Genomic DNA, 25222 nt, shown 5'->3' on the forward strand with positions numbered 1-25222 from the left:
TTTAAAAAAACTTTCTTTTTTCTTGCCCATTTAAACCTGTAGCCATACCTTTGCAACCCAATCGGAAAATTAGGTAAAGATTATGTCTCAAAGAATCAGAATAAAATTACAATCATACGATCACAATCTGGTAGATAAATCTGCCGAGAAAATTGTGAAAACTGTTCGTAGTACTGGTGCCGTTGTAACCGGACCTATTCCTTTGCCTACGCATAAAAGAATTTTTACTGTTTTGCGTTCACCCCACGTGAATAAAAAAAGCAGAGAGCAATTCCAGTTGTGTACGCATAAGCGGTTATTAGATATTTATACATCATCATCCAGAACGGTTGATGCTTTGAGCAAATTAGATTTACCTTCCGGTGTTGAAGTGGAAATCAAAGCTTGATAAAGTTGATTAAGTAGGCTACCTCCCAATCGTTATTGAAAAAGGAGCTCTGGCTTTTGAATATAAAATTTGACATATAAACAGGCCCTTCGAGGTTTGTTTACTTCCGGTACTTCCATCGTCTTTGAAGTGTATATTTCAAAGAGCAGGCAAAACCACCGGGTTTTGGTGGCAAAAGGGAAAAGGTCGGCAGCAAACAAGGATTGAATTTTGCTTCATGGCAAAATGTCCTCTACACCTTAGCGGGGCAAAAACCGCAAAACATGAAAGGTATTATTGGAAAAAAAATTGGAATGACCAGCATTTTTGCCCAAGATGGCAAACAGGTGGCATGTACCATTATTGAGGCAGGTCCTTGTGTAGTAACACAAGTGAAAACCAAAGAAACAGACGGTTATGAAGCTTTGCAATTAGGCTTCACCGATAAAAAAGAAAAACACTCCACTAAGTCTGAGTTAAATCATTTCGTAAAAGCTCAAACTGCTCCCAAAAGATTTATAAAAGAATTTCGCAACTATACCATTGAAAAAGCATTAGGCGAAACCATTACACTCGATATTTTTTCTGAAGGTGATGCTGTTGAAGTAATTGGCACCACAAAAGGAAAAGGTTTTCAGGGTGTTGTGAAACGTCATGGTTTTAGTGGTGTTGGTGAAGCTTCTCATGGTCAACATGACCGTTCAAGAGCCCCCGGTTCAATCGGTGGTTCATCTTATCCTTCAAGAGTTTTTAAAGGAATGAGAATGGCAGGTCGAATGGGTAATGACCATGTAAAAATGAAAGGATTGAAAATAGTAAAAATATTCCCTGAGAAAAATTATCTGTTAATCAGTGGTTCAGTACCGGGTCATAACGGTTCTATAGTTTATATCCAGAAGTAGTCACCTATAATTCACACAAATCATGCAATTAGAAATATTAAATATAAAAGGCGAAAAAACAGGCAGAACGGTTGAATTACCGGAAGATATTTTTGGTATTGAACCCAATGACCATGTTATTTATTTGGCTGTTAAACAACATTTAGCTGCTCAACGTCAGGGTACACATAAGGTAAAAACACGTGCTGAGGTACATGGTGCCAGCCGTAAATTACACAAACAAAAAGGTACCGGTGGTTCTCGTAAAGGTAATATCCGTAACCCTTTGTACAAAGGTGGTGGTACTATTTTTGGACCTAAACCACACGCTTATACTTTCAAATTAAACCGTAAAGTAAAAGATTTGGCAAAAATTTCTGCCCTTAGTTATAAAGCAAAAGAAAATGCCATTATTGTAGTAGAAGAATTTGCAATGGATGCACCTAAAACAAAGGAAATTACCAATATCATGCGTGCTTTGAAGGTAGCTGAAAAGAAAACAATTATTGTTTTGCCTGAGTATAATGATAATGTGTATTTAAGTTCCAGAAATATCCCGAATATTACCAGTACATTATTAGCAGATATCAACACCTATGATGTAATGAATGCAGATGTTTTGGTAATAACAGAAAATGCAGCGAAGATATTTGCAGAAAACGAAATGGTAGAAGCATAATTTACAAACGTTTCAAAAGAAATAGAATGAAACCAACTGATATTTTAATTAAGCCTGTTTTATCTGAAAAGGCAAATGTACAACAGGAAAAGTTACGCCGTTATACTTTTAAAGTAGTTCGTGCAGCAAATAAACTTCAAATAAAACAGGCAATTGAATCCTTTTATGGCATTACCGTAGTGGATGTTAACACTGTAGTAGTTCCAGGAAAAAACAAAACCCGTTACACAAAGGCTGGTTTTATCAAAGGGAAAAAATCATCTTATAAAAAAGCATTGGTAACAGTTGCTGAGGGTGATACAATTGATTTATACGCAAACATTTAGTTATAGCAGCGAAGCTGAAAATTTCGCATTAAAATTTAAGAAACAATGGCATTAAAAAAGTACAAACCAATCACTGCCGGCACCCGTTGGAGAATTGGCAATGCTTATGCTGAAATTACCACTAATGAGCCTGAAAAAAGCTTGTTAGAACCACTTAAAAAAACAGGTGGACGTAATGCTCAGGGTCGCAGGTCAATGCGTTACATAGGCGGGGGTCATAAAAGACATTACCGTATTATTGACTTTAAGCGCAATAAGCAAAATATTGAAGCAACTGTTGTATCAATTGAGTACGATCCAAACCGTACTGCTTTTATAGCGCTGTTACAATATGCAGATGGTGAAAAAAGATATATTCTGGCTCCTCAGGGTTTACAAGTAGGTGCCAAAGTTATTGCCGGCGATGCAGTTGCACCCGAAATTGGCAATGCACTTCAAATGAAGAATATGCCTTTGGGTACCAATATTCATAATATTGAAATGCAACCCGGACAAGGTGGAAAATTAGCACGTAGTGCCGGTGCATCTGCTCAATTAGCCAATAAGGAAGAAAAATACGCCGTATTAAAAATGCCTTCCGGAGAGTTGAGAAAAGTTTTAATTAACTGTTACGCAACTGTTGGAGTGGTATCTAATAGCGATCATAATTTACAAACTGCCGGTAAAGCAGGTGTAAATCGTTGGAAAGGAATCCGCCCAAGAGTTAGAGGTGTAGCCATGAACCCCGTAGATCACCCAATGGGTGGTGGTGAAGGTAAAGCTTCCGGAGGTCATCCACGCAGCAGAACCGGTAAATATGCCAAAGGTGAAAAAACCAGAACAAGAGGCAAAGCCAGTGATAAGCTGATTATTCAAAGAAGAGATGGTAAAAAAATTACCAAGTAACAATATTTAGATAAACGCACTAAATCGTAAATCCAAATGGGTCGTTCGATTAAAAAAGGTCCTTATGTTGACGCAAATCTTGATGAAAAAGTAACCGCCATCAACGAAGGTAAAACAAAGAAAGGGGTGATAAAAACCTGGAGCCGTCGCAGTACAATTACACCCGATTTTGTTGGGCATACATTTGCTGTACACAATGGTAACAAGTTTATACCTGTATATGTAACTGAATTTATGGTTGGACATAAATTAGGAGAATTTGCGCCTACCAGAAACTTCAGAGGTCACTCAGGACAAAAAAAATAAATTAATTCAGGGCAAACAGTAAAACAGTTTGCCGAATGATAGAAATCAAATCAAAATGGAAGCAGTAGCTAAACTGAAAAATTATCCCACTGGTCCGCTCAAAATGCGGTTATTAGCCGATGTGATCCGTGGAATGGAAGTAGAAAAGGCTTTGGCTATATTAGAATTTCACCCGCAACACAATGCTACCCCGTTAGCAAAACTGTTGAAGAGTGCCATTAATAATTGGGAACAAAAAAATAATGGAGCCAGTGCTGCAGATAGTAGTCTTATTGTAAAAACAATTTTTGTAGATGGTGGCCGCATTTTAAAAAGAATGCGCCCGGCACCACAAGGTCGTGGTTACAGAGTAAGAAAACGCAGCAATCATGTAACAATCATTGTAGATTCTAAAAACTAATTGAAACCATATTATGGGTCAGAAAGCAAATCCAATTGGTAACAGGTTAGGTATCATCCGTGGATGGGAAAGTAACTGGTATGGCAATAAAAAAGACTTTGCCGTTAAGTTAATTGAGGATCAAAAAATCCGTACTTACCTGAATGCCCGTATAAACAAAGGTGGTATAGCAAAAATAGTTATTGAGCGTACGCTTGGTAAACTTATCGTTACCATTCATACATCAAAACCAGGTATTATTATCGGTAAAGGTGGTGGTGAAGTAGATAGTATTAAAGAAGAATTGAAGAAATTAACCGGTAAGGATGATGTTCAAATCAATATTCTTGAAATACGTCGTCCTGAATTAGATGCAACCATTGTTGGCGATACTATTGCACGGCAAATTGAAAACCGTATTAACTTTAAGCGTGCCATTAAAATGGCCATTGCCTCAACACTCAGAATGGGTGCAGAAGGTATTAAAGTAAGGGTGAGCGGACGTTTAGGCGGTGCTGAAATTGCTCGTAGTGAAGAATTTAAACAAGGCCGTGTACCATTGCATACTTTACGTATGGATATTGATTATGCAAGTGTATTTGCACAAACTGTATATGGTAAAATCGGTATCAAAGTGTGGATTTGTAAAGGTGAAGTATTAGGTAAACGCGAATTGAACCCAAATTTTGTTGGTGGAAAAAATGACCTAAGCGATAGAAGAGAGAGAACCGGTGGAGATGACAGACGCGGAGGCGGTAATCGCGGAGATCACCGTGGCGGTGGAAGGAACAATGATTCCAGAGGACCAAGAAAACCACAGCATTAAAACAGGTACTAGCAATTTGCTATACTTTTTTTGAATACCACACAGTAAATACTGTGTAAAAACAACAAAAAAATGTTACAGCCAAAAAGAAGTAAACATAGAAAACAACAAAAAGGCCGCATTAGGAATGTTGCTAAAAGGGGCACCTCTATTGCTTTCGGTTCGTTTGCATTAAAAGCTTTAGAACCCATTTGGTTAACCAACCGTCAGATTGAAGCTGCCAGACAAAGTATGACACGTGCCATGAAGCGTGAAGGAAACGTTTGGATTAGGGTATTCCCCGATAAAATTATTACCCGTAAACCTTTAGAGGTAAGGATGGGTAAAGGTAAAGGTAACCCTGAATTTTGGGCTGCTGTAGTGGAACCGGGTCGTATTATTTTTGAGTGTGATGGTGTAAGTGAAACAGTTGCCAGAGAAGCATTGCATTTGGCAGCTCAAAAATTACCAATTGCAACCAAATTTATTGTAAGGAGAGACTTGCAAGCATAAAATAAACACTTTAATATTATTTGCAATGGCAAAAAAATTTGATTTTAATAAGAGCCTAAAGGAGATGACTGAATCTGACATTAAAGCCAGAATTGAGGAGGATACCTTAAGGTTAAAGAAATTGGAATTTGCACACGCAATTTCTCCGTTGGAAAATCCAATGAGTATTCGTGAGTTAAGAAAAGATATTGCCCGTTTAAAAACGGCATTACATAACAGAGCTATGGCTTAATAACCAATAAATTGCTAACAATGGTTGAAAGAAATTTGCGTAAAACAAGAATTGGGGTGGTAACCAGTAATAAAATGGCTAAAACCATTACCGTTGCTGTAGAAAGAAAAGTAAAACACCCTATTTATGGAAAGTTCGTTAAAAAAACGACTAAGTTCCATGCACACGATGAAAAAGATGAGTGCACAATTGGTGATATGGTTAAAATAATGGAAACCCGCCCACTAAGCAAAACCAAACGTTGGAGATTAGTTGAGGTGATTGAAAAAGCCAAATAAAATTATTATCGATAGCCTGCTTATAGCAGCCTGTTAACTATCAAATTATTAAACAATGATCCAGCAAGAAAGCAGACTAAATGTAGCTGATAATAGCGGTGCCAAAGAAGTACTTTGTATTAAAGTACTTGGAAATAGTGGCCAGGATTATGCCAAAATTGGCGATAAAATTGTGGTAACTGTTAAAGATGCCATTCCTGCCGGTGGTATTAAAAAAGGTACCGTATCCAAAGCCGTAATTGTAAGAACCAAAAACAAATTACGCAGAAAAGATGGTTCTTATATTCGTTTTGATGATAATGCTGTTGTGTTATTAAACAATGCTGATGAGCCACGTGGAACTCGTATTTTTGGGCCGGTTGCCCGTGAATTAAGAGATAAAGGCTACATGAAAATAATTTCATTGGCACCTGAGGTTTTATAAATCGCTCCGTAGCGTAACAACTGTACAAGTACAAGTGTGCGACGCAACGAAGCTGAATATAGATTAAAAGCTGGTAACAAAACAAATAACTAACCTTTTAAAAAAGGGTTATATAAAAGGGTAAACACCATGAGTAAAAGATTTAAACCCAAATTTAACATCAAAAAAGGCGATACTGTTGTAGTAATTGCCGGTGAAGACAAGGACTTGAAAAAACCCAGAAAGGTATTAGAAGTTCTGATTGATGAAGCACGAGTTGTTGTAGAAGGGGTAAACATTGTTACAAAACATACCAAACCCAATGCTCAAAATACAAAAGGTGGTATTGTTAAAATAGAAGCTCCTGTGCATATCAGTAATGTAATGCTTTGGGATGCAAAAGCCGGCGGCCCTGCAAAAATTAAAAAAAGCCGAGAAGAGGGTAAATTAATTAGAATATCAAAAAAATCAGGGGAGGTTATTAAATAATGAGTACAACTAAATACACTCCAAGAATGGCGGAAAAATATCGCCAGGAAGTAATTCCCGTATTGATGAAGAAGTTTGCTTATAAAAGTGTAATGCAGGCTCCTAAAATCGAAAAAATTTGTATTAACCGTGGCGTGAACGGTGCTGTTACCGATAAAAAATTGGTAGATGTTGCCGTAAACGAATTAGAACAAATTACAGGTCAAAAGGCCGTACCTACTTATTCTAAAAAAGACATTTCTAATTTTAAATTACGTAAAGGCATGCCCATTGGCGCAAGAGTTACTTTACGTGGCGAAAAAATGTATGAATTTTTAGACAGGCTGGTATCTGTAGCATTACCCCGGGTACGTGATTTTAAAGGAATTAGTGATAAAGCTTTTGATGGGCGTGGTAACTATACTTTAGGCGTAACTGAACAAATTATATTTCCGGAAATTGATATTGATAAAGTTAATAAAATTACCGGTTTTGATATAACCATTGTTACAACTGCGCAAACCAATGAAGAAGCATATGAGCTGTTGAAAGAATTGGGAATGCCTTTTAAAAGTGCAAAAAAAGAAAATAATTAAAATATAAATGGGCAATTTGCCCATTCAGAATCAACATTAAAATTATGGCAAAAAAATCAATTATAGCCAGACAAGCAAAAAGAGAAGCAATGGTGGCCAAGTACGCAGAAAAACGTGCTGCTCTGAAAGCTGCAGGTGATTATGCTGCTTTAGATTTATTACCCAAAAACGCTTCACCGGTACGATTAAAAAATCGTTGTCAGTTAACCGGCAGACCTCGTGGATATATGCGTTATTTCGGTGTATCCAGGGTAATATTCAGAGACATGGCTTTAAATGGTAAAATTCCTGGTGTAACAAAAGCCAGCTGGTAATTTTAATCCGTTTAGTAAACAAAATTTAGAACAGCATTTAATTAATATACAATGGTAACTGATCCTATTGCAGACTTTTTAACAAGGATTCGTAATGCTCAAATGGCCGGTCACAGACTGGTAGAAATTCCCGCCTCTAATTTAAAAAAGCGGATGACTGAAATTTTATATGAGCAGGGTTATATTTTAAAGTACAAATTTGAAGAAAATACCAAACAAGGTATTATCAAAATTGCACTGAAGTATGATCCTACGAGTAAACAACCTGCTATTCGTTCCTTAGAAAGAATTAGCAGACCAGGTTTACGTCAATACGCAAAACCCGCTGATATGAAACGTGTTATTAATGGGTTGGGTATTGCTATCATCAGCACCTCTAAAGGCGTATTAACCGACAAACAGGCAAAAGCGCAAAATGTTGGTGGTGAAGTGCTTTGTTATATTTATTAATCACTTTTTGATTTAAGTAGATAATTAAGCCTTTTAGTCGGGGCTGAACACAACTTAAATTGTAATTATAAAAAACGAAACGACTATGTCTAGGATTGGAAAACAACCCGTAATACTTCCCAAGGGCGTTACTGTTACACTTGGAAAAGATAACGTAATTACAGTGAAAGGGCCTAAAGGTGAATTAAAGCAAGCAGTTGACAGAGATATTGTGATTGAAATTTCTGACACTGAAGTGAATTTAAAAAGACCTACTGATCAAATTCGCCATCGTGCCATGCATGGTTTGTACCGTTCTTTGGTATCTAACATGGTAAAAGGTGTAACAGAAGGATTTAGAAAAGATCTGGAATTGGTGGGTGTGGGTTTTAAAGCTGCGAATCAAGGTAATACATTGGATTTATCATTAGGTTACTCTCACAACATTATTTTTGAAGTGCCTAAAGAGTTGAAAGTTGCCACTGCTACTGAAAAAGGTAAGAACCCAACCATTACTTTAGAAAGTATTGACAAACAATTATTAGGACAGGTGGCTGCTAAGATACGCGGATTACGTAAACCTGAACCATACAAAGGAAAAGGTGTAAAATATAGCGATGAAATTATCAGAAGAAAAGCTGGTAAAGCTGCTGGTAAATAACAATTATAAATGACACTTCCGGCAGTATCGGAAGACAAAATAAATAGAAATGAATAGTAAACTTGTTCAAAGACAAAAAATCCGGTACCGTATCCGTAAAAAAGTTGCCGGTACAGCTACTAAACCCCGTTTATCGGTTTTTAGAAGTAATGCAGAAATTTATGCTCAATTAATTGATGATGATAATAGCGTAACACTGGCTGCTGCCTCTTCAAGAGATAAACATTTAGTTGCTCAAAAAGTTACAAAAATTGAAAAAGCTAAAATGGTAGGTGTAGCTATTGCGCATAAAGCAAAAGAATTAGGTATTACCACCTGTGTTTTTGACAGAGGCGGGAACTTATACCATGGCAGAGTGAAAAGTGTAGCAGATGGTGCCAGAGAAGGTGGTCTTCAATTCTAATCTAAACAAATACTTAATAATTTAGGTCCATGTCTAAAATAACTGAAAATAAAGTAAAGCTAACCGGTGAAATTGAACTGAAAGAAAAAGTAGTTGCGATTAACCGTGTTGTAAAAACTACAAAAGGCGGACGTACTTTTAGTTTCTCTGCTTTAGTAGTAGTTGGTAACGAAAAAGGAATTGTTGGCCAGGGTTTGGGAAAAGCAAAAGAAGTTCAGGAAGCTATAGCAAAAGGTATTGATGATGCAAAAAAGAACTTGGTAAAAGTTCCTGTAATGCATGGAACCATACCACACGAACAATGGTCAAAAGCCGGTGCAGCCAAAGTATTAATTAAACCCGCAGCACACGGAGCCGGTGTAATTGCTGGAGGCAGCATGCGTGCTGTTTTGGAAAGTGCAGGTGTTACCGACGTATTGGCCAAAAGTCTTGGTTCTGCCAATCCTCATAATGTTGTTAAGGCTACCATTAAAGCTTTAACCGAATTACGTGAGCCAATTCAGGTTGCCAAAAATCGTAACGTAAAATTAAATAAAGTTTTTAACGGGTAAACTTTAGCATATTTTGCTGAGGTTAAAATTCTGAAGATTATGAAAAAAATTAAAGTTACTCAAATAAAAAGTGGTATCGACAGGTCTGAACGTCAAAAAAAAACCTTAGAAGCCCTTGGTTTAAATAAGTTAAATGCATCACGTGAAGTAGAAGCAACTCCTCAAATTGTTGGCATGATCAATAAAGTAAGCCACTTAGTGAAAGTTGAAGAAGTAAAGTAATTCAATCATTGAATGCTAAATGATATGTGAATTAATTTCGCATATCATTTCGCATTTATCATTTATTCATCAAGCGAGGGGCGATTCCCCGATAAGTACAAAATCAAATACAATGAAATTACACAATTTAAAATCCGCAGAAGGCGCAACGCACAAACAAAAAAGATTAGGCAGAGGTGAAGCATCTGGTAAAGGTGGTACATCTACAAAAGGTAACAAAGGTGGACAAAGCCGTGCCGGTTACCAACGTAAAAATGCTTTTGAAGGCGGTCAGATGCCTATCCAACGTCGTTTACCAAAACGTGGCTTTAAAAATATTAATCGTGTTGAATACAAAGTGTTCAACTTAGGTCAAATAGAAACATTGAATGAAAAATATGCTTTCTCAGAATTTTCATTGGAAAACTTATACATCAACGGATTGGTAAACAGGACTGATAAAGTTAAAATTCTGGGTAATGGAGAATTAAAAACTAAATTGAATTTTAAAGTAAATGCCATTAGCGATAAGGCAAAAGCTGCCATTGAATCTATTGGCGGTACAGTAGAGTTAATTAAATAATTTACTGTATATTGCCTCCCGCATTCATTAGCGTTTGAAATGCTTTCGATTTTAATCTCTTAACAAAAGTATTTGTGAAAAAATTCATCAAAACAATTAAGAATATTTGGGGTATTGAAGAGTTGCGTGATAAAATTATTGTAACGCTTGCTTTAATATTAGTATACCGGTTTGGTACCCATGTAGTATTACCCGGAATTGACCCGAATTTATTAGATCAGGCAAAATTAAATGCTGCAAATAAAGGTTTGTTAGGTTTGTTCGATACTTTTGCAGGTGGAGCTTTTACACAAGCTTCCATTTTTGCATTGGGCATTATGCCTTATATATCTGCCTCTATTTTTATGCAGTTAATGACCATTTTAGTGCCTCAATTACAAAAAATTCAAAAAGAAGGTACCAGCGGTCAGAATAAAATTAACCAATGGACTCGTTATTTAACTGTAATTGTAACCGCTTTTCAGGCAGGTGCTTATGTTGCTTATTTAACTAACCCACAGGGCGGCTATGCACAGGCTATCTTATTAGACAGAACAGTATTTACAATTACCACTGTTATCACACTTTCAGCAGGAACTTTGTTTGTAATGTGGTTAGGAGAAAGAATCCAGGATAAAGGTTTGGGGAATGGTACCTCTATTATTATCATGGTGGGTATATTAGCACGTTTTCCACAGGCAACCATTCAGGAATTTTCTGCCAAAAGTGAAAAAGCGGGTGGTGGTTTATTAATTTTCCTGATTGAAATTGCCATTCTGGTTGCTGTCATTATGAGCTTAATTATATTGGTGCAAGGTGTACGTAAAATACCTGTGAATTATGCCAAACAAATTATAGGCAATCGTCAGTTTGGCGGTGCAAGACAATTTTTACCGGTAAAAGTGAATAGTGCAGGTGTAATGCCTATCATCTTTGCACAGGCAATTATGTTCTTACCTACATTGGTTTCTTTCACTAATATTGAATCTGCAAAAGGAATTATAAAAATATTCAATGATCACAGTAACCCTTGGTACATGCTGATTTATGGTGTTATGGTAATTGGATTTACCTTTTTGTATACCGCTTTAATATTCAACCCCAAACAAATTTCTGAAGATTTAAAACGTAATAACGGTTTTATACCCGGTGTTAAACCCGGCCAACCTACAACAGACTTTATAGGCGCTATTATGGATAAAGTAACCTTACCCGGTGCCATTTTTCTTGCAATTGTAGGTATCATGCCAGGTTTTGCTCAAAAATTAGGTGTAACCAGTTCATTCAGTACGTTTTATGGAGGTACCTCTTTGTTAATTATGGTAGCGGTAATTTTAGATACGCTGCAACAAATAGAAACTTATTTATTAATGCGTCAGTACGATGGATTAATGTCTGGTGGCGGTAGAATACAGGGAAGGCAAGGTGTAACATCTTCTGTATTATAATATTGAAGAATTGCTTTTTAAATATTAACCTGTTGGGCCTTGGCTCAGCAGGTTTTCTTTTTATTGACGTTCCATTTATACTTTAGATAATAGCACTAATTTAAATTGAATCAATTAATTTTATTTTCAAATGTCACGAAGAAATAATGTAAATATGATGTATGCTAAAACTGAACAGGAAATTGCATTGATGAAAGAAGCCGCTTTGCTGGTTAGTAAAACATTAACGGCTGTTGCTACATTTTTAAAACCCGGCGTTACTACCTTACAAATAGATAAACTTTGTTTTGAATTTGTGAAAGATCATCAGGCTATTCCTTCATTTCTAAATTATCACGGATATCCATACTCAGTATGTGCTTCGGTGAACGACGTGGTGGTACATGGTTTTCCGAATCATACTCTAATTAAAGAAGGTGATATTGTTTCAATTGATATGGGTGTCATTTTAAATGGATGGCATGGCGATCATGCGTATACCTTTATTGTTGGAGAGGTTGCACCTGAAGTATTGCAATTGGTAAAAATTACAAAAGAAAGCCTTTATAAAGGAATTGAAAAAGCAATAGCCGGTAACAGAGTAGGTGATATTTCTTTCGCCATTCAAGAACATACTGAAAAGAAAATGGGTTATGGGGTAGTGCGTGAATTAGTAGGTCATGGATTAGGACGTTCATTACATGAAGAGCCACAAGTGCCTAATTATGGTAAACGCGGTAATGGGCCAAAACTGAAAGAAAATCTTGTGTTGGCTATTGAACCGATGATTAATTTAGGTACCAAAGACGTGTATACAGAACAAGATGGCTGGACGGTTAGAACAAGGGATGGCAAAGTTTCTGTACATTTTGAACACGATGTTTGTGTGAAGAAGGAGCATCCGCTCATTCTATCTGATTACAGCATTATAGAAGCTGCTGAAAAAAGCAATACGAATCTAAATACCAGTTATTACGCATAATCTGTTTCAGTACTTGATTTTATTCTAAATAATCCAGAAAATCAAGTGCATGGTGTATTTAATTGTGTTTTAACCTGGCTGCAATATAATGCATTGACTGTATTGTTACATACTATAAAATAAATACATGAATAGATTGAATATTTTATCGTTTGCTTTTTTTTTAGCCCTCATGCAAGTGCAGGCACAGCAAAAGCATCCATTGCCTTGGTTCAAAGATTATCAACAGCAAAACAAAGCCACTATTCTGCAGGATTATATTGATTTTATTGCCATCCCTAATATTGCAGTAAATAAGATTGCCTTGCAGAATAATGCGGAATATTTAATGCGGCTAATGCAATCTGCCGGTATTGAACATACCCGTTTTCTTTTTCCTGAAGATGAATCAGCACCACCGGTAGTATATGGAGAAATAATAGTACCCGGAGCCAGGCAAACTATTGTATTTTATGCCCATTATGATGGACAGCCCGTTGATAGCGCTAACTGGCATATCGGTTTACATCCCTTTCAACCTGCTTTATACAGTAATAAAATTGAACTTGGCGGTAAGCCATTGACGAAAGATGAATTTATTAATAATTTGCAGGATGAATTTCGAATTTATGCTCGTGGTGCTGCCGATGATAAAGCCGGTGTAATGGCAATCATCAATGCCTACATTGCTTTAAAAAAGAAAAATATTGCGCCTGCAGTAAATGTAAAGTTCTTTTTTGAAGGGGAAGAAGAAGCCGGTTCGCCACATTTGGCTGAGGTATTATTCAAATACAAAAATCTGCTTCGCTCTGATGTTTGGATTATTTGCGATGGCCCACAACCCTCATCCGGAAAAAATTTGATATCATTCGGTGTTCGGGGCGATACGCATATAGACATCACTTTGTATGGAAGCAAATTCCCATTACATAGTGGTCACTATGGCAATTGGGCACCCAATCCTGCATGGAATCTGGTTCGCTTATTATCTTCCATGAAAAACGATAGTGGTTATGTTACCATCAAAAATTTTTATAGTGATGTGACACCCTTATCCAATCTGGAGAAAAATGTATTGGCACAATTAGATCAAAATGATACAGAATTGAAACACCAATTCGGTTTTATTATGCCGGAAATGAAAAATATTGCTTTATCTGAAGCCATTCTTTTACCCACTTTAAATATCAATGGTATCGAAAGCGGAAAGTTTGGTGCATTGTCTACCAATAGTATTCCTGCTACCGCTTCTGTAAGTTTAGATTTACGTTTGGTGCCCGGAAACGATTACAAAGTACAGCAGGAAAGAGTCATTAAGCATATTCAAGATAAAGGTTATTACATCATTAACAGAGATCCTACTGATGTGGAACGAATGGCTCATCCATTCATTGCCAAAATTATTTGTAGTGATGGGTATAATGCGCAAAAAACACCAATGGACTTAGCAGTTTCGCAGCAAATCATTCGTGCACTTGCTGCAACTTCAACAAAGGGGTTAGTAATCATGCCTTCTACAGGTGGCAGCTTGCCTTTGTATGTTATTGAACAACAACTCAATGCCAAAGCCATTTCTATACCCATTGCCAATTACGATGATAATCAACATGCGGCCAATGAAAATATCCAAATGGGTAATTTTTGGAATGGTATTCAAGAAATCATTTCAATTATGATAATGCAATAAATGCGTAATTCAAAATCTTTAATAGTAATTGGAGGAGGTGCTGCCGGTTTTTTTTGTGCGGTAAACGCTGCTCGGATGAACCCTGATTTGCGGGTAATGATTGTTGAAAAATCAGATAAAGTGCTTTCAAAAGTAAAAATTAGTGGTGGTGGGCGTTGTAATGTTACCCATGCATGTTTCGAACTCAATCAGTTTTTTCAATATTATCCACGTGGTGCGCAGTTTTTAAAAAAATGTTTTCATTGGTTTAATGCAAAACATACGGTTGAGTGGTTTAAAGAGCGCCATGTAAACCTGATTGCAGAACCAGATGGGCGGATGTTTAGCGATACCAATACCTCTCAAACAATTATTGATTGTTTGTTAGGCGAAGCAAAACGTTATGAGGTTAATCTTCTGTTGAAAACAAATATTATCAAAATTTTGCCTGTTAAAAATTATTTCAAATTAACTGCTGTAAATGGAAAAGAAATGGTAGCAGATTATGTATGTATTACAACAGGTGGTTTTCCTAAATTATTGCAGTGGAATTGGCTGGCCGATATAGGTCATACTATTGTTCCGCCTGTACCCTCGTTGTTTACATTCAACCTTTCTTCGCACCCTATTCATGAATTAACAGGTATTAGTATTCCTGCTGTTGCAATAAAAATTAACGGAACAAAATGGAAACAAACAGGCCCTCTGTTAATTACCCATTTTGGTTTCAGCGGACCTGCTATTTTAAAGCTTTCGGCATGGGGTGCCCGTTATTTGGCTGAAAAAAATTATGTTTTTGATTTACTTATCAATTGGATTCCTGAAATGAATGAGCAGGTATTGCGAAATACCCTGAATGGTTTCAGAATGAATGCATCCCGGCAAATGATTGGTTCTAAATGCTATTTCTCTTTTCCTCTAAGGTTGTGGCTTTATTTCTTAGAACAAATCCATCTTTCACCTCAAAAAAAATGGGCCGATATCAGTAATCATCAAATCAATCAACTGGTATTGAAATTGCAGCAGGATAAGTATACCATTCAGGGCAAAACTACTTTTAAGGATGAATTTGTTACGGCTGGCGGCATCGATTTATCTGAAGTAGATGCCAATACTTTAGCAAGTAAAAAAATACCTCATTTGTTTTTTGCCGGTGAAGTGTTAGATATTGATGGTATAACAGGCGGATTTAATTTTCAAAGCGCATGGACAACAGCATTTATGGCAGCGAAAGCCATTGCTGCAGATAGTTCAGCAAGTGCATAAAAAAACTGCTCACTGAAACAACAGGAACAGTTTATTATTTCATAGCAATATTTATCCTTTCTTCTTTTTGTCGGCGGGCTTATTGGCTTTATACCGCATATCCGGTGTGCCATCTTTTTTCATTGGGCCGGCTGCCTCTTTTTTGCCTTTATTTTCTTTGTAACGCATATCGGCAGTACCATCTTTTTTAACATGGGTTGTTTTAGGCGCTGTCATTTCTTTTTTCTCTTTTTTAGGCTGAGTTTTAGCTGCCTGCGCAAAAGATGCTGTTGAGAAAATAGCTAAAGCCAGCACCAGTGCAAAAATTCTTTTCATTTTTTTGTGTTTTTAGTGAATAAAGTAGTTGAATGCAGGGTTTATCTGTTTTGAATAACCCGGTTAAATTTAAATAAAATTTTAAATCAATAAACATTTATTCCTCTTTTAATATTTTATTAATGTCTTGGTTATTAACGTTGCTATGAGGCATCAGATTGGTAAAAAAACTGCTATAAAATCAGTTTTTTTGGCTTGAAATACATACTTTTGCAGCCCGAATTAAAACAATCGGGTATTATTATGATTTCTATTAACAACCAATTAAACGCTGATGCACAGGAGAATGTATCCGGTGCTGCTCAGGAAGCAGTACAGGAACAATCTGCAGCGACAACAAATGTACCTGTAGCTGAGCCGGTTGAAGAAGTGGCAACCGCTCATGATGATTTTGACTGGAGTATTGATAAACGCAATGTAAGTCTGTACACCCCTGATGAAAAAGCTAAATATGACAAAGTGTATGAAAACACTTTTGTGCAAATTGAAGATGGCGAAATTTTACAGGGTGATATTGTTGGCTTAACCAAAACAGATGCTGTTATTAATATCGGGTTTAAAAGTGATGGTTTAATTTCTCTCAATGAATTCCGCGATACACCCGGTTTGAAAATTGGTGATAAAGTGGAAGTAATGGTGGTAGAAAAAGAAGACAGAGATGGCAATCTTCATTTAAGCCGCAAATCTGCCCGTATTTTCCGTGCTTGGGAAAAAATTGTAGAAGTACACAAAACCGGTGAAGTTGTTACCGGAACTGTTACCTCTAAAACCAAAGGCGGATTGATTGTTGATGTTTTTGGTATGGAAACCTTCCTTCCTGGCTCTCAAATTGATGTGAAACCGGTTACTGATTATGACCAGTTTGTTGGAAAAACAATGGAATTTAAAGTAGTTAAAATTAATGAAACCATTAAAAATGCCGTTGTATCACACAAAGCATTGATTGAAAGTGATATTGAAGCTCAAAGAGCTGAAATTATGAGTAAGTTAGAAAAAGGTCAGGTATTAGAAGGTACTGTAAAAAATATTACAGACTTTGGTGCATTTATGGATTTAGGTGGATTAGATGGCTTATTATATATTACCGATATTTCATGGGGAAGAATTTCTCACCCATCAGAAGTGGTAAAAATGGATCAAAAATTACAGGTGGTTGTATTAGACTTTGATGATGACAAAAAACGCATCAGTCTGGGTCTGAAACAATTAACGCCACATCCATGGGATGTATTACCTGCTGATTTAGCAGAAGGTGCAGTTGTAAAAGGTAAAGTGGTGAATATTGAAGATTATGGTGCTTTCTTAGAAATTCAACCCGGTGTTGAAGGCCTGGTACACGTTTCTGAAATTACCTGGGCAAATACACCCATCAACGCAAAAGAGTTCTTTAAATTAGGTGATGAGTATGAAGCTAAAGTGGTTACTTTAGATAAAGAAGCACGCAAAATGAGTCTTTCTATCAAACAAATGACAGAAGACCCATGGAGCACCATTGAAATCAAATTTGCAGAAGGCAGCAAACACAAAGGATTAGTGAAAAACATTACGCCTTATGGTGTGTTTGTTGAATTGGAAGCAGGAATTGGTGGAATGATCCATATTAGTGATTTAAGTTGGTTAAAACGCTTCAATCATCCCAGTGAATATGTAAAAGTGGGCGAATATATTGATACCATCATTTTAGGTATTGATAAAGAAAACCGAAAATTACAATTGGGCCACAAACAATTGGAAGAAGATCCCTGGAATGCACTGGAAGAAACCTTTGGCGTTGGAACTATTCATGAAGGAACTGTGATTCGTAAAGATGATAAAGGTGCCGTAGTGCAACTGTCTTATGGTTTAGAAGGTTTTGCTCCTAACCGTCATCTGGTTAAAGAAGATGGAAAATCTGTTGGTGCCGATGAAACTGCACAATTTGTAGTAATTGAGTTTGATAGAAATGAAAAAAGAATTGTGTTGAGCCATAGCAGAATTTGGGAACAGGCGCAGGCTGAAGAAAAAGAATCAGTGAAGAAAGAAGCCAAAGCCGAAGCTGAAAAAACCAAAAAAGCCGTAAAGAATATTCAGAGCAAAGTTGAAAAAGCAACTTTAGGCGATTTAGGTGCATTGGCCGATATTCGTGCCAAATTAGAAGGCGACGAAAAAGAAGGAGATAGCAAATAAATAAATCCTTTTTTCGAATAAGTTAACGTCTCATGTTGAACCCGACATGGGACGTTTTTTTTTGAAGCACATTTAATTTTTAACCAATTATACAGCAGTGTATCATTCGTGAAACGGTCGGCTCGGATACAGTTAAAAGGCTTCTTTAAGGGTATCTTCTTTTTTTACTTTCCTTGTACTTATTGTAAATAATTTCACTCATGGTTTTGTGATATACCTTCGATTCAACCCATGAAATAATATCCAGGTAGGCAAATGCACGGGTTTCAAAACGGTTCTTTTCAAGATGTTTTATTTTAGAAAGTAAAATAACCAGTTCGGGTTGTAATTTTTCTTCAGCTACATAAAAGGATCTCCGTAAGAAAGCAAAAATTTCTTCTTCAACAATGGTTAAATTTTGCATGCGGGCCATATACCGGTATACCGATTTTATTAAAGAATCAATAATATCATTATTACCCATTTCGTAATGTGCTAATAAATGCATTAAACGGGCATAACATTGCAGGTCATTTCGTAAAGAAAAATTATCATTAATTATTTTTTGCAAATAGTCAATACAGGTGGCAAATTGCCGGTTGCCAAAGTATAATGAGGCTATTTTATAGTTAAATACCAGAATACGGTGTGCATCAATAAATCGCCCATATTGATGTAATTGAGCCTCAATAAAAGGAACGATGGTTAACCCTTCTGAAAAGGTACCGGCCATTAAATGCCAGTTAATTTTTGCGCTATGAATATAGATAAAGGTTTGAATTCTGAAATTGTCGTGCTGGTTAGCCAAATCAGTTGCAGCAAAAGCTTCAAAACGTTGCAATATCAATTGAAACTTATCAAAATTTCTTAAATCAAAATGAGCATTGAGTAAGTTGTGCAATCCTTTAATGTAATGGCCGGTTTCAACTGCAATCATATTCGGCTGCTCATCAAATAAACCCAGCCATTTTTCACTGTAACGATAATACATTAAAAAATCTTGCCGAATAAATGCATACCAGGTATAGCTTTGGTATAGGTACAAACGTTCATAAAACCCTTTTAAAATATAGGCATTTGCAGGAAGGTTTTCTTTAAAGAATAGTTTTACATCTGCCTCATCCTGTTCATTTCTGGCATGTCCGTTTTTAATATACCAGGTATACAGGTGTAAAGCCAGGTTGGATAATGCAGCAACCTGTGTAACATGCTCACTTACTTTTATTGATTCGGAAGTGATTTGCATGGTTTTACCAGGCATGCTTCGGGTAATATGGAGGGTTTCAATTTTTTTTTCCAGTGAAAGTACCTGCGTCATGAAATTGAACTTATTGGCAGTTTTGGCCATTTCCTTTGCTCTTTCTAAAATTTTAAGGCTTTGTAAAAAAAGGCCTTTATTGTACAATATTCTGGCATAATCTAACTGCTCATTCAATTGTAAATCAATACTGTCAGTACTTTTTAGTAAACGCAAACTGGCTAAAACCTGTTTGTACAGATGTGTTTTTAAATTGGCTAATTGTGGTTTATTAATATTATTTAAACGCTTCAGTAAAGTTTTTTCATCATAATCCTGCATTTTTTCCAATGCATCGAATAATTGTACAATTTTTAGTTCGTCTTTATTAGAACTTCTTTTAATATAAAGTTTAAAATGCCTTTTTTCTGACTTTTGTAAGGATTGAATTAATAGAAATAATGGGTCTGAATTTCTGTTGGACATCATGTATTTTTTTTTATGAAACACAGTCTCTACGCGGTTTTTTCGTATTTTAATTACGGTTTAAGGTAATAAAATCGTGCCTAAATTGATTTCTACCAATAAAAAACCCACCTTACTTTTGTTAAAGAAAGATGAGTTAAAGGCAATAAGCAATCGTTAGAGTGGCAAATCGTTAGAGGCAAAATTTTAAGGTAATACTTTTTGTACCTACCTTTCAGGAATAAGACTCAAGAATTTTCATATGGCAAGCAATCGTTAGAGGTCGTTCTGTTTCTACGGGATGACCCTTTTTTTTATTCGGCACAGCAAGTTAAAGATAATTTAACAATCACCAATTTTTTTCACAATTTTTTTTAAAAATTATTGATTGAGCACATTCAGATGCAGTGCCCCAAAATTTTGCAAAGAACTTAATTTTAAATCTGCAGACCTCCACCGCTCTTCTTTTTGCTGATGATACATTGGGATTACTACACATTTCATTCTGGCAGCTTTCGCTGCAATCATGCCATTAAATGAGTCTTCAAAGCACAGACATTCAGTTGGAACTGAGTTGAGTGCTGACGCGCAATTTAAATACACTTCCGGGTGCGGTTTCCCATATTTTAAATTACCTGCCGAAGCCGTGGCCATAAGGTAGGGGGCAATGTTTATTTGTTGTATTACCTGATCTATAATAAATTGTGGAGATGAGGAGGCCAGCCCAATTTTAAAATGATGTGATTGGAAAAATTCAAAAATATACCCAACGCCGGGCATTGTTTCGCCTTTTTCTGCAATTTTATAACTAACAACCTCTAATATTTTTGTTTCAGCAATACTTATTTCAGTATCTGGAATTTTAAATTTGGAAAACCAAGTAGCTACAAATTCATTGGTACGTAAACCCGTAGTAGTATGGTATTCAGTTTCGGTTAGTTGAATATTATAGTGCAAAAAAACTTCATCTGCTGCTTCTTTCCATAATGGCTCACTATCAATTAATAAACCATCCATATCAAATATTACAGTATTTAGTGCCATTATTTTTTTGCGCAAAGGTATTCTAATGTAATAAATGATGAGTGATAAATTCAATGCTCATTCACTTCTATCAAACAAAGAAAATTTAATAACAATGTTTATATTGTGCAGTTTTGTTTTTAAAATACTTGTACTTGTCTTTCATAGAAAAAATAAAACATTTTAAGATAGTTCGCAGATGTATTTATATCATTGTTGGTTTGAAATCTTATCCGGGAATTGCCATTTTTAACCCACCTAAAATTGGGTACTGAATATCTGGAACAGTTGCCTGAAAATAATGTTTTATTTGTAAGCAATCATCAAACATATTTCGCAGATGTTATTGTTTTTATACACATATTTTTTGCAGTAAAATGGCGCAGATATAATAGATTAAGATTGCCGTTTTACTTATTCAATCCATTTATACCTGTTTATTTTGTTGCTGCTGAAGATTCCGTGCGTAGCAGTGGATTATCGTTTATTTATTTTAGGCGGCGCTTTGACTGTTAAACGTACCTGTCGTCGGCATGAAGCAACAGAAGTAAGAAGAGGGCTTGATCTTTCTGATACCAGATAGATCCATCGTACATTGGAAAAGAACTGGGTAATTACTTTTTCTCAGAGAACAACAAAGCCCTTTGCACCCGGCAGAAAAGGAACTGCCTATATCATTAAAAATAACCGGCAAATTGTGATACCTGTTGTGATTAATGGATTTTGGCGAGCTTTTACTATACAAGGATTGCAGTTTAAAAAAAGAGGTGTTTTGCTATGAGTACAATTTAAACCACCCTTACAAATTGATTATGATGCTGGTGTCGATATAATTTTAGAACAGGTAATGGATGCAATAGAACAAAGCAGACAATTTATGCTGAAAGGTCTGCATCATCATTCAGGGCTACAATAATTTTATTTGCCAAACAATGCTTTTAATTCATTGGCATCATCGGGTTTCATTTTACCTGCCAATATTAACCTTAATTGCCTTCTTCTTAATGCCCCTTCAAATAATTTAATTTCTTCTTCTGTTTCTGGTATTAATGCCGGTACAGGTCTGGGCTTACCGTTTGGATCTAATGCAACAAATGTAAAATAAGCTTCATTGCTTTCATATTGGTATTGATGCAGGCTGTCTTCCCCCCATACCTTTAAAAATATTTCCATAGATGTGTTGAAAGCTCTCGTAACCTTTGCCTCAATATGAACAATATTTCCTAATTTAATGGGATTTTTAAAACTAATATTATCTACACTCGCAGTCATGCAGGGTGTATTGCTGTGCTTCATGGCCGAGAGCGCAGCAGCAATATCCATCCAATACATTAAACGACCACCCATTAAATTGCCAAAGCTGTTGGTATCGTTTGGTAATACCAATTCATTCATAATGGTAAAACTATTGCTTGCTTTTCTGCCTTGCATGATGGATTGATTTGGGTGCGAAGATAGTACAATAGCCCCTTGCAGTAAAAAAAGCAATTTTAAATTGTGGTACTTTCCAGTGCGTTCAGGTAGCTTTCATCTACCGTTGCACCAATACCGGGTGCCTCAGTAGCGGTAAGTTGTAATCCATTATAGGTTACACCACCCAAAACAGGATCTTCTAAATGTCCTAACAAGCATGTATCTATATCATAAAAATGAATATTATTGTGTGCAATTGCAAAATGTACCATGGCAGTTAATGCCAGCCTGCTTTCTAACATTCCCCCCATCATACAAGGTATGCTATGTGCAGCAGCTGTCTGGTGAATTGCTTTTGCTTCCAGTATACCCCCGCTTTTAGAAAATTTGATGTTAATGGAATGGCAGGATTTTGTTCTGATAATTCTTTCCGCATCATGTTGTGTAAATACACTTTCATCTGCCATTATTGGAATAGGCGAACCGGCACATAATGCAGGCAAAAAGTCATCATTGTATTTGGCCATGGGTTGTTCGCAAAATTCAATGTGGTAGGGGGCAAGTGCATGTAAAATTGATGATGCATCAGCAGGGCTCCATCCCTGATTGGCATCAATTCTTAAGGTAATTGCATTGCCAATTGCGTTGCGTATTTGTTTTATTCGCTCAATATCGTCCATTTTGGTTTTTCCTAATTTTACTTTAATACAACGCACACCCTTTTGTGCAAATTTGAATGCAGTTTCAGCCATAGCTTCAGGGGTATCTATCCCAATCGTTAAATCGCTTTCAATCGTTTTATTCTTACCTCCAAGAAATGCATAGAGTGGTACCTGTTGGTATTGAGCAGCTATATCATATAAAGCCATGTCAAATGCACTTTTAATGGTATAATTACCGGTGATGTGTTGATGCAATTCCTGCATCCTGCATTCAATGTCAAGTGGGTCTTTGTATTTCCATAAAAGTGCAAAATCTTTCGCCAGTGTATAGCAGGAATTTTGATTTTCTCCAACAATCATTGGAAATGCTGAGCATTCACCCAGCCCTGTAATGCCTTCATCCGTAAATATTTTAATTAAAATATTCTGAGCAAAATGCATGGTGCCGGTGGCAATAGTGAAAGGTACCATGGGAATTGAATACTTGTAAATTGAAATATATTTTATTTTCATCTTGATCTGTTCAGGTATTTTGTGAGGCCTAAATTTATACAATGTTCGCTGAAAAAATAAAAACCAGCATTTATAGAGGCATATATGGCAGTATACAAGTTGCATCATTTTAAATGATGTTGCTGTAGTTTTAAAAAAGAAAATAGATATTTGTACAATGGATACAATTCAACTGAAACAAAAAGCTGCTGAAAAGGCCATTACTTATGTAAAAAGTGGAATGACTGTTGGTTTGGGCACCGGTAGCACAGCTTATTGGGCTATTCAATTTTTAGGAGAAAAAGTGAAGCAGGGACTGGCTATTCAATGTATTGCTACTTCACAACAAAGTGATGAATTGGCCCGTTCATTGGGCATACCAATGACGAATTTTGCCGAAATCTCAAAAATTGATATTACCATTGATGGGGCGGATGAAACCACCCGTGATCGTCAATTAATAAAGGGTGGCGGTGCTGCATTGCTTCGTGAAAAAATTGTAGCTGCTGCAACAGAATTTTATATCATTATTGTTGATGAACATAAAGTAGTAGATAAATTGGGTAAGTTTAAAGTGCCAATTGAAGTGGTACCTTTTGGATACGAATTTACCATTCGTAAAATTCAGGCTTTGGGCGCAATTGCCACACTACGCATAACAAAAAAAAACAATATATTGATAACCGATAATCACAATTATATTGTAGACGCTGATTTTGGTTTAATTGAAGATGCATCTTCATTGCATAACCGTATTAATGATATTGTTGGTGTGGTTGAAAATGGTTTATTTATCAATATGGCTTCAATTGTAGTTGTGGCCCATTCGGATGGAAATATAGCTTTTTTATAGTAAGCAATTCGTTCCTCAGTATATTAGATGAATATTAGTATACACTTTGATAATTTATTGAAAAAGTAAGCATTTTTATTAAAAATAATATTTAATGTTTCAAGCGTATTTAATTTTTATTCTTTTCTTGTTGTATATAGCATATTCAAACATGTGCTTCAGTGTTTTCCCATACGTTTTGCATTGAAATCAATGACTTTAATTTTATAGTTTAAATCATTTGATAAACAAAAGCATTTCCATTTTGTTGGTATTCCACAATCATACAGCTATGGAAACTTTAAAAGACAAATGCGTATTATTAACAGGAGCAACCGGTGGAATAGGCAGTAAATTGTTACCATTGTTGCATTATGCAGGTGCACGTGTGTTTATTACCGGGAGAAATCAGGAAAAGTTAGCAGCATTGGCAGCATCGCTAAAATTGCCTGCGCAGCAAATGTTTGTTGCAGATATTAGTCAGCAGGAAGAAGTAACTGCATTAAAAAATATTTTTTTTTCTGTATTTGAAAATATAGATATTGTAATCAATGCTGCAGGAATAGGTATTATCAAGCCTGTTGAACAATTATCAACCAACGATTTTTTAAAAAGTATAGAATACAATTTATTGGCACCCTTCTTGTTAATTCAGGCATTTTTACCCGCCATGAAACAACAAAGAAAAGGCCTTTTGATTAATATACCCGGGGTATTGGGTAAAGTACCCATGGCAGGTGCTGCTGCTTACAGTGCTTCTAAATATGGGTTGGTGGGCATGATGCAAAGTATTCGGGAAGAAGTGAAGAGAACCGAAATTCGATTCACTAATTTGTATTTAGGAGGTGTTGATTCTCCATTTTGGGATAATATTGATTTGCGTGTACAAAAAGATAAGATGATTGTGGCAGAAGAAGCTGCAAAAGCTATCTGGTTCCTTTGTCAGCAACCGGCCAGCGGTGTGGTAAGCGAAATGGTTTTACAACCATTTAACCATCAGGCTATTTAATTTACTAATAAGAATTGACGATTCTGCTTCGCTTTTTTGCAAATTTTATTCTAAAACCGTTATCCTATTT

33 protein-coding genes are annotated in these 25222 nt (G+C 36.1%); 28 read left to right on the forward strand and 5 right to left on the reverse strand.

The window, feature by feature from the left end; all coding sequences use genetic code 11:
• The first annotated feature begins 82 nt into the window (after window positions 1-82).
• From rpsJ to EO766_RS07020, 25 genes are all read left to right on the forward strand, one after another.
• Window positions 83-388: a 30S ribosomal protein S10 gene (gene rpsJ / locus EO766_RS06900; RefSeq protein ID WP_068242832.1), complete on the forward strand. Its 306-nt coding sequence runs from the start codon at window positions 83-85 to the stop codon at window positions 386-388.
• A gap of 263 nt (window positions 389-651) precedes the next feature.
• Window positions 652-1269: a 50S ribosomal protein L3 gene (gene rplC / locus EO766_RS06905; protein ID WP_075051467.1), complete on the forward strand. Its 618-nt coding sequence runs from the start codon at window positions 652-654 to the stop codon at window positions 1267-1269.
• 22 nt (window positions 1270-1291) lie between these two features.
• Complete coding sequence (gene rplD / locus EO766_RS06910; protein ID WP_074419562.1) at window positions 1292-1927, forward strand: 50S ribosomal protein L4; 636 nt, start codon at window positions 1292-1294, stop codon at window positions 1925-1927.
• 26 nt (window positions 1928-1953) lie between these two features.
• Complete coding sequence (rplW, locus tag EO766_RS06915; RefSeq protein WP_074419561.1) at window positions 1954-2253, forward strand: 50S ribosomal protein L23; 300 nt, start codon at window positions 1954-1956, stop codon at window positions 2251-2253.
• A gap of 45 nt (window positions 2254-2298) precedes the next feature.
• Window positions 2299-3138: a 50S ribosomal protein L2 gene (gene rplB / locus EO766_RS06920; RefSeq protein ID WP_068242609.1), complete on the forward strand. Its 840-nt coding sequence runs from the start codon at window positions 2299-2301 to the stop codon at window positions 3136-3138.
• A gap of 36 nt (window positions 3139-3174) precedes the next feature.
• Window positions 3175-3444: a 30S ribosomal protein S19 gene (rpsS, locus tag EO766_RS06925; protein ID WP_068242606.1), complete on the forward strand. Its 270-nt coding sequence runs from the start codon at window positions 3175-3177 to the stop codon at window positions 3442-3444.
• 55 nt (window positions 3445-3499) lie between these two features.
• Window positions 3500-3844 carry a 50S ribosomal protein L22 gene (rplV, locus tag EO766_RS06930; RefSeq protein WP_074419560.1) on the forward strand — a complete coding sequence of 115 codons (345 nt, stop codon included), beginning with the start codon at window positions 3500-3502 and terminating at the stop codon, window positions 3842-3844.
• A gap of 13 nt (window positions 3845-3857) precedes the next feature.
• Window positions 3858-4649, forward strand: a complete 792-nt coding sequence (gene rpsC / locus EO766_RS06935) for a 30S ribosomal protein S3 (RefSeq protein WP_074419559.1) — start codon at window positions 3858-3860, stop codon at window positions 4647-4649.
• A gap of 72 nt (window positions 4650-4721) precedes the next feature.
• The gene (rplP, locus tag EO766_RS06940; protein ID WP_068242597.1) at window positions 4722-5141 is read left to right on the forward strand and encodes a 50S ribosomal protein L16; all 420 of its coding nucleotides are present in this window, start codon (window positions 4722-4724) and stop codon (window positions 5139-5141) included.
• A 25-nt stretch (window positions 5142-5166) separates the two neighbouring features.
• Entirely contained in the window at window positions 5167-5373 is a 207-nt protein-coding gene (rpmC, locus tag EO766_RS06945) for a 50S ribosomal protein L29 (protein ID WP_068242592.1), read from the forward strand.
• A 20-nt stretch (window positions 5374-5393) separates the two neighbouring features.
• Window positions 5394-5651, forward strand: a complete 258-nt coding sequence (rpsQ, locus tag EO766_RS06950; protein WP_068242590.1) for a 30S ribosomal protein S17 — start codon at window positions 5394-5396, stop codon at window positions 5649-5651.
• A 55-nt stretch (window positions 5652-5706) separates the two neighbouring features.
• Entirely contained in the window at window positions 5707-6075 is a 369-nt protein-coding gene (gene rplN, locus EO766_RS06955; RefSeq protein WP_068242586.1) for a 50S ribosomal protein L14, read from the forward strand.
• A gap of 129 nt (window positions 6076-6204) precedes the next feature.
• Window positions 6205-6543: a 50S ribosomal protein L24 gene (gene rplX / locus EO766_RS06960; protein ID WP_074418249.1), complete on the forward strand. Its 339-nt coding sequence runs from the start codon at window positions 6205-6207 to the stop codon at window positions 6541-6543.
• Window positions 6543-7118 carry a 50S ribosomal protein L5 gene (gene rplE / locus EO766_RS06965; RefSeq protein WP_068242580.1) on the forward strand — a complete coding sequence of 192 codons (576 nt, stop codon included), beginning with the start codon at window positions 6543-6545 and terminating at the stop codon, window positions 7116-7118. The genes rplX and rplE overlap by 1 nt, the downstream gene beginning before the upstream one ends.
• 44 nt (window positions 7119-7162) lie before the next feature.
• Window positions 7163-7432 carry a 30S ribosomal protein S14 gene (gene rpsN, locus EO766_RS06970; protein ID WP_068242576.1) on the forward strand — a complete coding sequence of 90 codons (270 nt, stop codon included), beginning with the start codon at window positions 7163-7165 and terminating at the stop codon, window positions 7430-7432.
• Between the two features lie 51 nt (window positions 7433-7483).
• On the forward strand, window positions 7484-7882 hold the full coding sequence (gene rpsH / locus EO766_RS06975; RefSeq protein WP_068242573.1) for a 30S ribosomal protein S8: 399 nt from the start codon (window positions 7484-7486) through the stop codon (window positions 7880-7882).
• Window positions 7883-7967: 85 nt separating this feature from the next.
• Complete coding sequence (gene rplF, locus EO766_RS06980; RefSeq protein ID WP_074419558.1) at window positions 7968-8522, forward strand: 50S ribosomal protein L6; 555 nt, start codon at window positions 7968-7970, stop codon at window positions 8520-8522.
• A 49-nt stretch (window positions 8523-8571) separates the two neighbouring features.
• Window positions 8572-8925 carry a 50S ribosomal protein L18 gene (rplR, locus tag EO766_RS06985; protein WP_074418247.1) on the forward strand — a complete coding sequence of 118 codons (354 nt, stop codon included), beginning with the start codon at window positions 8572-8574 and terminating at the stop codon, window positions 8923-8925.
• A 29-nt stretch (window positions 8926-8954) separates the two neighbouring features.
• Window positions 8955-9476: a 30S ribosomal protein S5 gene (gene rpsE, locus EO766_RS06990; protein WP_068242564.1), complete on the forward strand. Its 522-nt coding sequence runs from the start codon at window positions 8955-8957 to the stop codon at window positions 9474-9476.
• Window positions 9477-9515: 39 nt separating this feature from the next.
• Window positions 9516-9698, forward strand: coding sequence for a 50S ribosomal protein L30 (gene rpmD / locus EO766_RS06995; protein WP_074419557.1), 183 nt, complete (start codon window positions 9516-9518; stop codon window positions 9696-9698).
• Between the two features lie 112 nt (window positions 9699-9810).
• Window positions 9811-10260: a 50S ribosomal protein L15 gene (gene rplO / locus EO766_RS07000; RefSeq protein WP_074418252.1), complete on the forward strand. Its 450-nt coding sequence runs from the start codon at window positions 9811-9813 to the stop codon at window positions 10258-10260.
• A 74-nt stretch (window positions 10261-10334) separates the two neighbouring features.
• Window positions 10335-11687, forward strand: a complete 1353-nt coding sequence (gene secY, locus EO766_RS07005; protein ID WP_068242557.1) for a preprotein translocase subunit SecY — start codon at window positions 10335-10337, stop codon at window positions 11685-11687.
• Between the two features lie 154 nt (window positions 11688-11841).
• Window positions 11842-12648, forward strand: coding sequence for a type I methionyl aminopeptidase (gene map, locus EO766_RS07010; RefSeq protein WP_068242554.1), 807 nt, complete (start codon window positions 11842-11844; stop codon window positions 12646-12648).
• A 127-nt stretch (window positions 12649-12775) separates the two neighbouring features.
• On the forward strand, window positions 12776-14314 hold the full coding sequence (locus EO766_RS07015) for a M20/M25/M40 family metallo-hydrolase (RefSeq protein ID WP_074418976.1): 1539 nt from the start codon (window positions 12776-12778) through the stop codon (window positions 14312-14314).
• Window positions 14315-15559 carry a BaiN/RdsA family NAD(P)/FAD-dependent oxidoreductase gene (locus tag EO766_RS07020; RefSeq protein ID WP_074418977.1) on the forward strand — a complete coding sequence of 415 codons (1245 nt, stop codon included), beginning with the start codon at window positions 14315-14317 and terminating at the stop codon, window positions 15557-15559.
• Window positions 15560-15610: 51 nt separating this feature from the next.
• On the opposite strand, the gene EO766_RS07025 is transcribed toward EO766_RS07020, so the two are convergent.
• Window positions 15611-15874: a hypothetical protein gene (locus EO766_RS07025; protein ID WP_068242822.1), complete on the reverse strand. Its 264-nt coding sequence runs from the start codon at window positions 15872-15874 to the stop codon at window positions 15611-15613.
• Between the two features lie 195 nt (window positions 15875-16069).
• Here EO766_RS07025 and rpsA point away from each other — a divergent pair, with 195 nt between their 5' ends.
• Window positions 16070-18040, forward strand: coding sequence for a 30S ribosomal protein S1 (gene rpsA / locus EO766_RS07030; protein ID WP_287100819.1), 1971 nt, complete (start codon window positions 16070-16072; stop codon window positions 18038-18040).
• A gap of 145 nt (window positions 18041-18185) precedes the next feature.
• On the opposite strand, the gene EO766_RS07035 is transcribed toward rpsA, so the two are convergent.
• The 4 genes from EO766_RS07035 to EO766_RS07055 all read right to left on the reverse strand — a co-directional run bounded on the left by EO766_RS07035 (window position 18186) and on the right by EO766_RS07055 (window position 23290).
• A complete protein-coding gene (locus EO766_RS07035) occupies window positions 18186-19745 on the reverse strand; it encodes a hypothetical protein (protein WP_317196307.1) in 1560 nt (519 codons plus the stop codon).
• A gap of 357 nt (window positions 19746-20102) precedes the next feature.
• Entirely contained in the window at window positions 20103-20765 is a 663-nt protein-coding gene (hxpB, locus tag EO766_RS07040) for a hexitol phosphatase HxpB (RefSeq protein WP_074418978.1), read from the reverse strand.
• 897 nt (window positions 20766-21662) lie between these two features.
• Window positions 21663-22175, reverse strand: a complete 513-nt coding sequence (locus EO766_RS07050) for an acyl-CoA thioesterase (RefSeq protein ID WP_068242537.1) — start codon at window positions 22173-22175, stop codon at window positions 21663-21665.
• A 59-nt stretch (window positions 22176-22234) separates the two neighbouring features.
• The gene (locus tag EO766_RS07055) at window positions 22235-23290 is read right to left on the reverse strand and encodes a mandelate racemase/muconate lactonizing enzyme family protein (RefSeq protein ID WP_245634875.1); all 1056 of its coding nucleotides are present in this window, start codon (window positions 23288-23290) and stop codon (window positions 22235-22237) included.
• A 199-nt stretch (window positions 23291-23489) separates the two neighbouring features.
• Here EO766_RS07055 and rpiA point away from each other — a divergent pair, with 199 nt between their 5' ends.
• On the forward strand, window positions 23490-24164 hold the full coding sequence (gene rpiA / locus EO766_RS07060) for a ribose-5-phosphate isomerase RpiA (RefSeq protein ID WP_245634876.1): 675 nt from the start codon (window positions 23490-23492) through the stop codon (window positions 24162-24164).
• 271 nt (window positions 24165-24435) lie between these two features.
• Window positions 24436-25152 (forward strand): SDR family oxidoreductase, encoded by a 717-nt coding sequence (locus EO766_RS07065; protein WP_074418980.1) that lies wholly within the window; start codon window positions 24436-24438, stop codon window positions 25150-25152.
• Window positions 25153-25222: the final 70 nt, after the last annotated feature.

The organism is Hydrotalea sp. AMD (genome assembly GCF_004100315.1).
GTDB classification, from domain to species: domain Bacteria; phylum Bacteroidota; class Bacteroidia; order Chitinophagales; family Chitinophagaceae; genus Hydrotalea; species Hydrotalea flava.

Bases quoted from the DNA above. Each gene is read 5' to 3' on its own strand.
- rpsJ (WP_068242832.1), top strand. From the start codon at position 83: ATGTCTCAAAGAATCAGAATAAAATTACAATCATACGATCACAATCTG.
- rplC (WP_075051467.1), top strand. From the start codon at position 652: ATGAAAGGTATTATTGGAAAAAAAATTGGAATGACCAGCATTTTTGCC.
- rplD (WP_074419562.1), top strand. From the start codon at position 1,292: ATGCAATTAGAAATATTAAATATAAAAGGCGAAAAAACAGGCAGAACG.
- rplW (WP_074419561.1), top strand. From the start codon at position 1,954: ATGAAACCAACTGATATTTTAATTAAGCCTGTTTTATCTGAAAAGGCA.
- rplB (WP_068242609.1), top strand. From the start codon at position 2,299: ATGGCATTAAAAAAGTACAAACCAATCACTGCCGGCACCCGTTGGAGA.
- rpsS (WP_068242606.1), top strand. From the start codon at position 3,175: ATGGGTCGTTCGATTAAAAAAGGTCCTTATGTTGACGCAAATCTTGAT.
- rplV (WP_074419560.1), top strand. From the start codon at position 3,500: ATGGAAGCAGTAGCTAAACTGAAAAATTATCCCACTGGTCCGCTCAAA.
- rpsC (WP_074419559.1), top strand. From the start codon at position 3,858: ATGGGTCAGAAAGCAAATCCAATTGGTAACAGGTTAGGTATCATCCGT.
- rplP (WP_068242597.1), top strand. From the start codon at position 4,722: ATGTTACAGCCAAAAAGAAGTAAACATAGAAAACAACAAAAAGGCCGC.
- rpmC (WP_068242592.1), top strand. From the start codon at position 5,167: ATGGCAAAAAAATTTGATTTTAATAAGAGCCTAAAGGAGATGACTGAA.
- rpsQ (WP_068242590.1), top strand. From the start codon at position 5,394: ATGGTTGAAAGAAATTTGCGTAAAACAAGAATTGGGGTGGTAACCAGT.
- rplN (WP_068242586.1), top strand. From the start codon at position 5,707: ATGATCCAGCAAGAAAGCAGACTAAATGTAGCTGATAATAGCGGTGCC.
- rplX (WP_074418249.1), top strand. From the start codon at position 6,205: ATGAGTAAAAGATTTAAACCCAAATTTAACATCAAAAAAGGCGATACT.
- rplE (WP_068242580.1), top strand. From the start codon at position 6,543: ATGAGTACAACTAAATACACTCCAAGAATGGCGGAAAAATATCGCCAG.
- rpsN (WP_068242576.1), top strand. From the start codon at position 7,163: ATGGCAAAAAAATCAATTATAGCCAGACAAGCAAAAAGAGAAGCAATG.
- rpsH (WP_068242573.1), top strand. From the start codon at position 7,484: ATGGTAACTGATCCTATTGCAGACTTTTTAACAAGGATTCGTAATGCT.
- rplF (WP_074419558.1), top strand. From the start codon at position 7,968: ATGTCTAGGATTGGAAAACAACCCGTAATACTTCCCAAGGGCGTTACT.
- rplR (WP_074418247.1), top strand. From the start codon at position 8,572: ATGAATAGTAAACTTGTTCAAAGACAAAAAATCCGGTACCGTATCCGT.
- rpsE (WP_068242564.1), top strand. From the start codon at position 8,955: ATGTCTAAAATAACTGAAAATAAAGTAAAGCTAACCGGTGAAATTGAA.
- rpmD (WP_074419557.1), top strand. From the start codon at position 9,516: ATGAAAAAAATTAAAGTTACTCAAATAAAAAGTGGTATCGACAGGTCT.
- rplO (WP_074418252.1), top strand. From the start codon at position 9,811: ATGAAATTACACAATTTAAAATCCGCAGAAGGCGCAACGCACAAACAA.
- map (WP_068242554.1), top strand. From the start codon at position 11,842: ATGATGTATGCTAAAACTGAACAGGAAATTGCATTGATGAAAGAAGCC.
- EO766_RS07015 (WP_074418976.1), top strand. From the start codon at position 12,776: ATGAATAGATTGAATATTTTATCGTTTGCTTTTTTTTTAGCCCTCATG.
- EO766_RS07020 (WP_074418977.1), top strand. From the start codon at position 14,315: ATGCGTAATTCAAAATCTTTAATAGTAATTGGAGGAGGTGCTGCCGGT.
- EO766_RS07025 (WP_068242822.1), bottom strand. From the start codon at position 15,874: ATGAAAAGAATTTTTGCACTGGTGCTGGCTTTAGCTATTTTCTCAACA.
- EO766_RS07035 (WP_317196307.1), bottom strand. From the start codon at position 19,745: ATGATGTCCAACAGAAATTCAGACCCATTATTTCTATTAATTCAATCC.
- hxpB (WP_074418978.1), bottom strand. From the start codon at position 20,765: ATGGCACTAAATACTGTAATATTTGATATGGATGGTTTATTAATTGAT.
- EO766_RS07050 (WP_068242537.1), bottom strand. From the start codon at position 22,175: ATGCAAGGCAGAAAAGCAAGCAATAGTTTTACCATTATGAATGAATTG.
- EO766_RS07055 (WP_245634875.1), bottom strand. From the start codon at position 23,290: ATGGTACCTTTCACTATTGCCACCGGCACCATGCATTTTGCTCAGAAT.
- rpiA (WP_245634876.1), top strand. From the start codon at position 23,490: ATGGATACAATTCAACTGAAACAAAAAGCTGCTGAAAAGGCCATTACT.
- EO766_RS07065 (WP_074418980.1), top strand. From the start codon at position 24,436: ATGGAAACTTTAAAAGACAAATGCGTATTATTAACAGGAGCAACCGGT.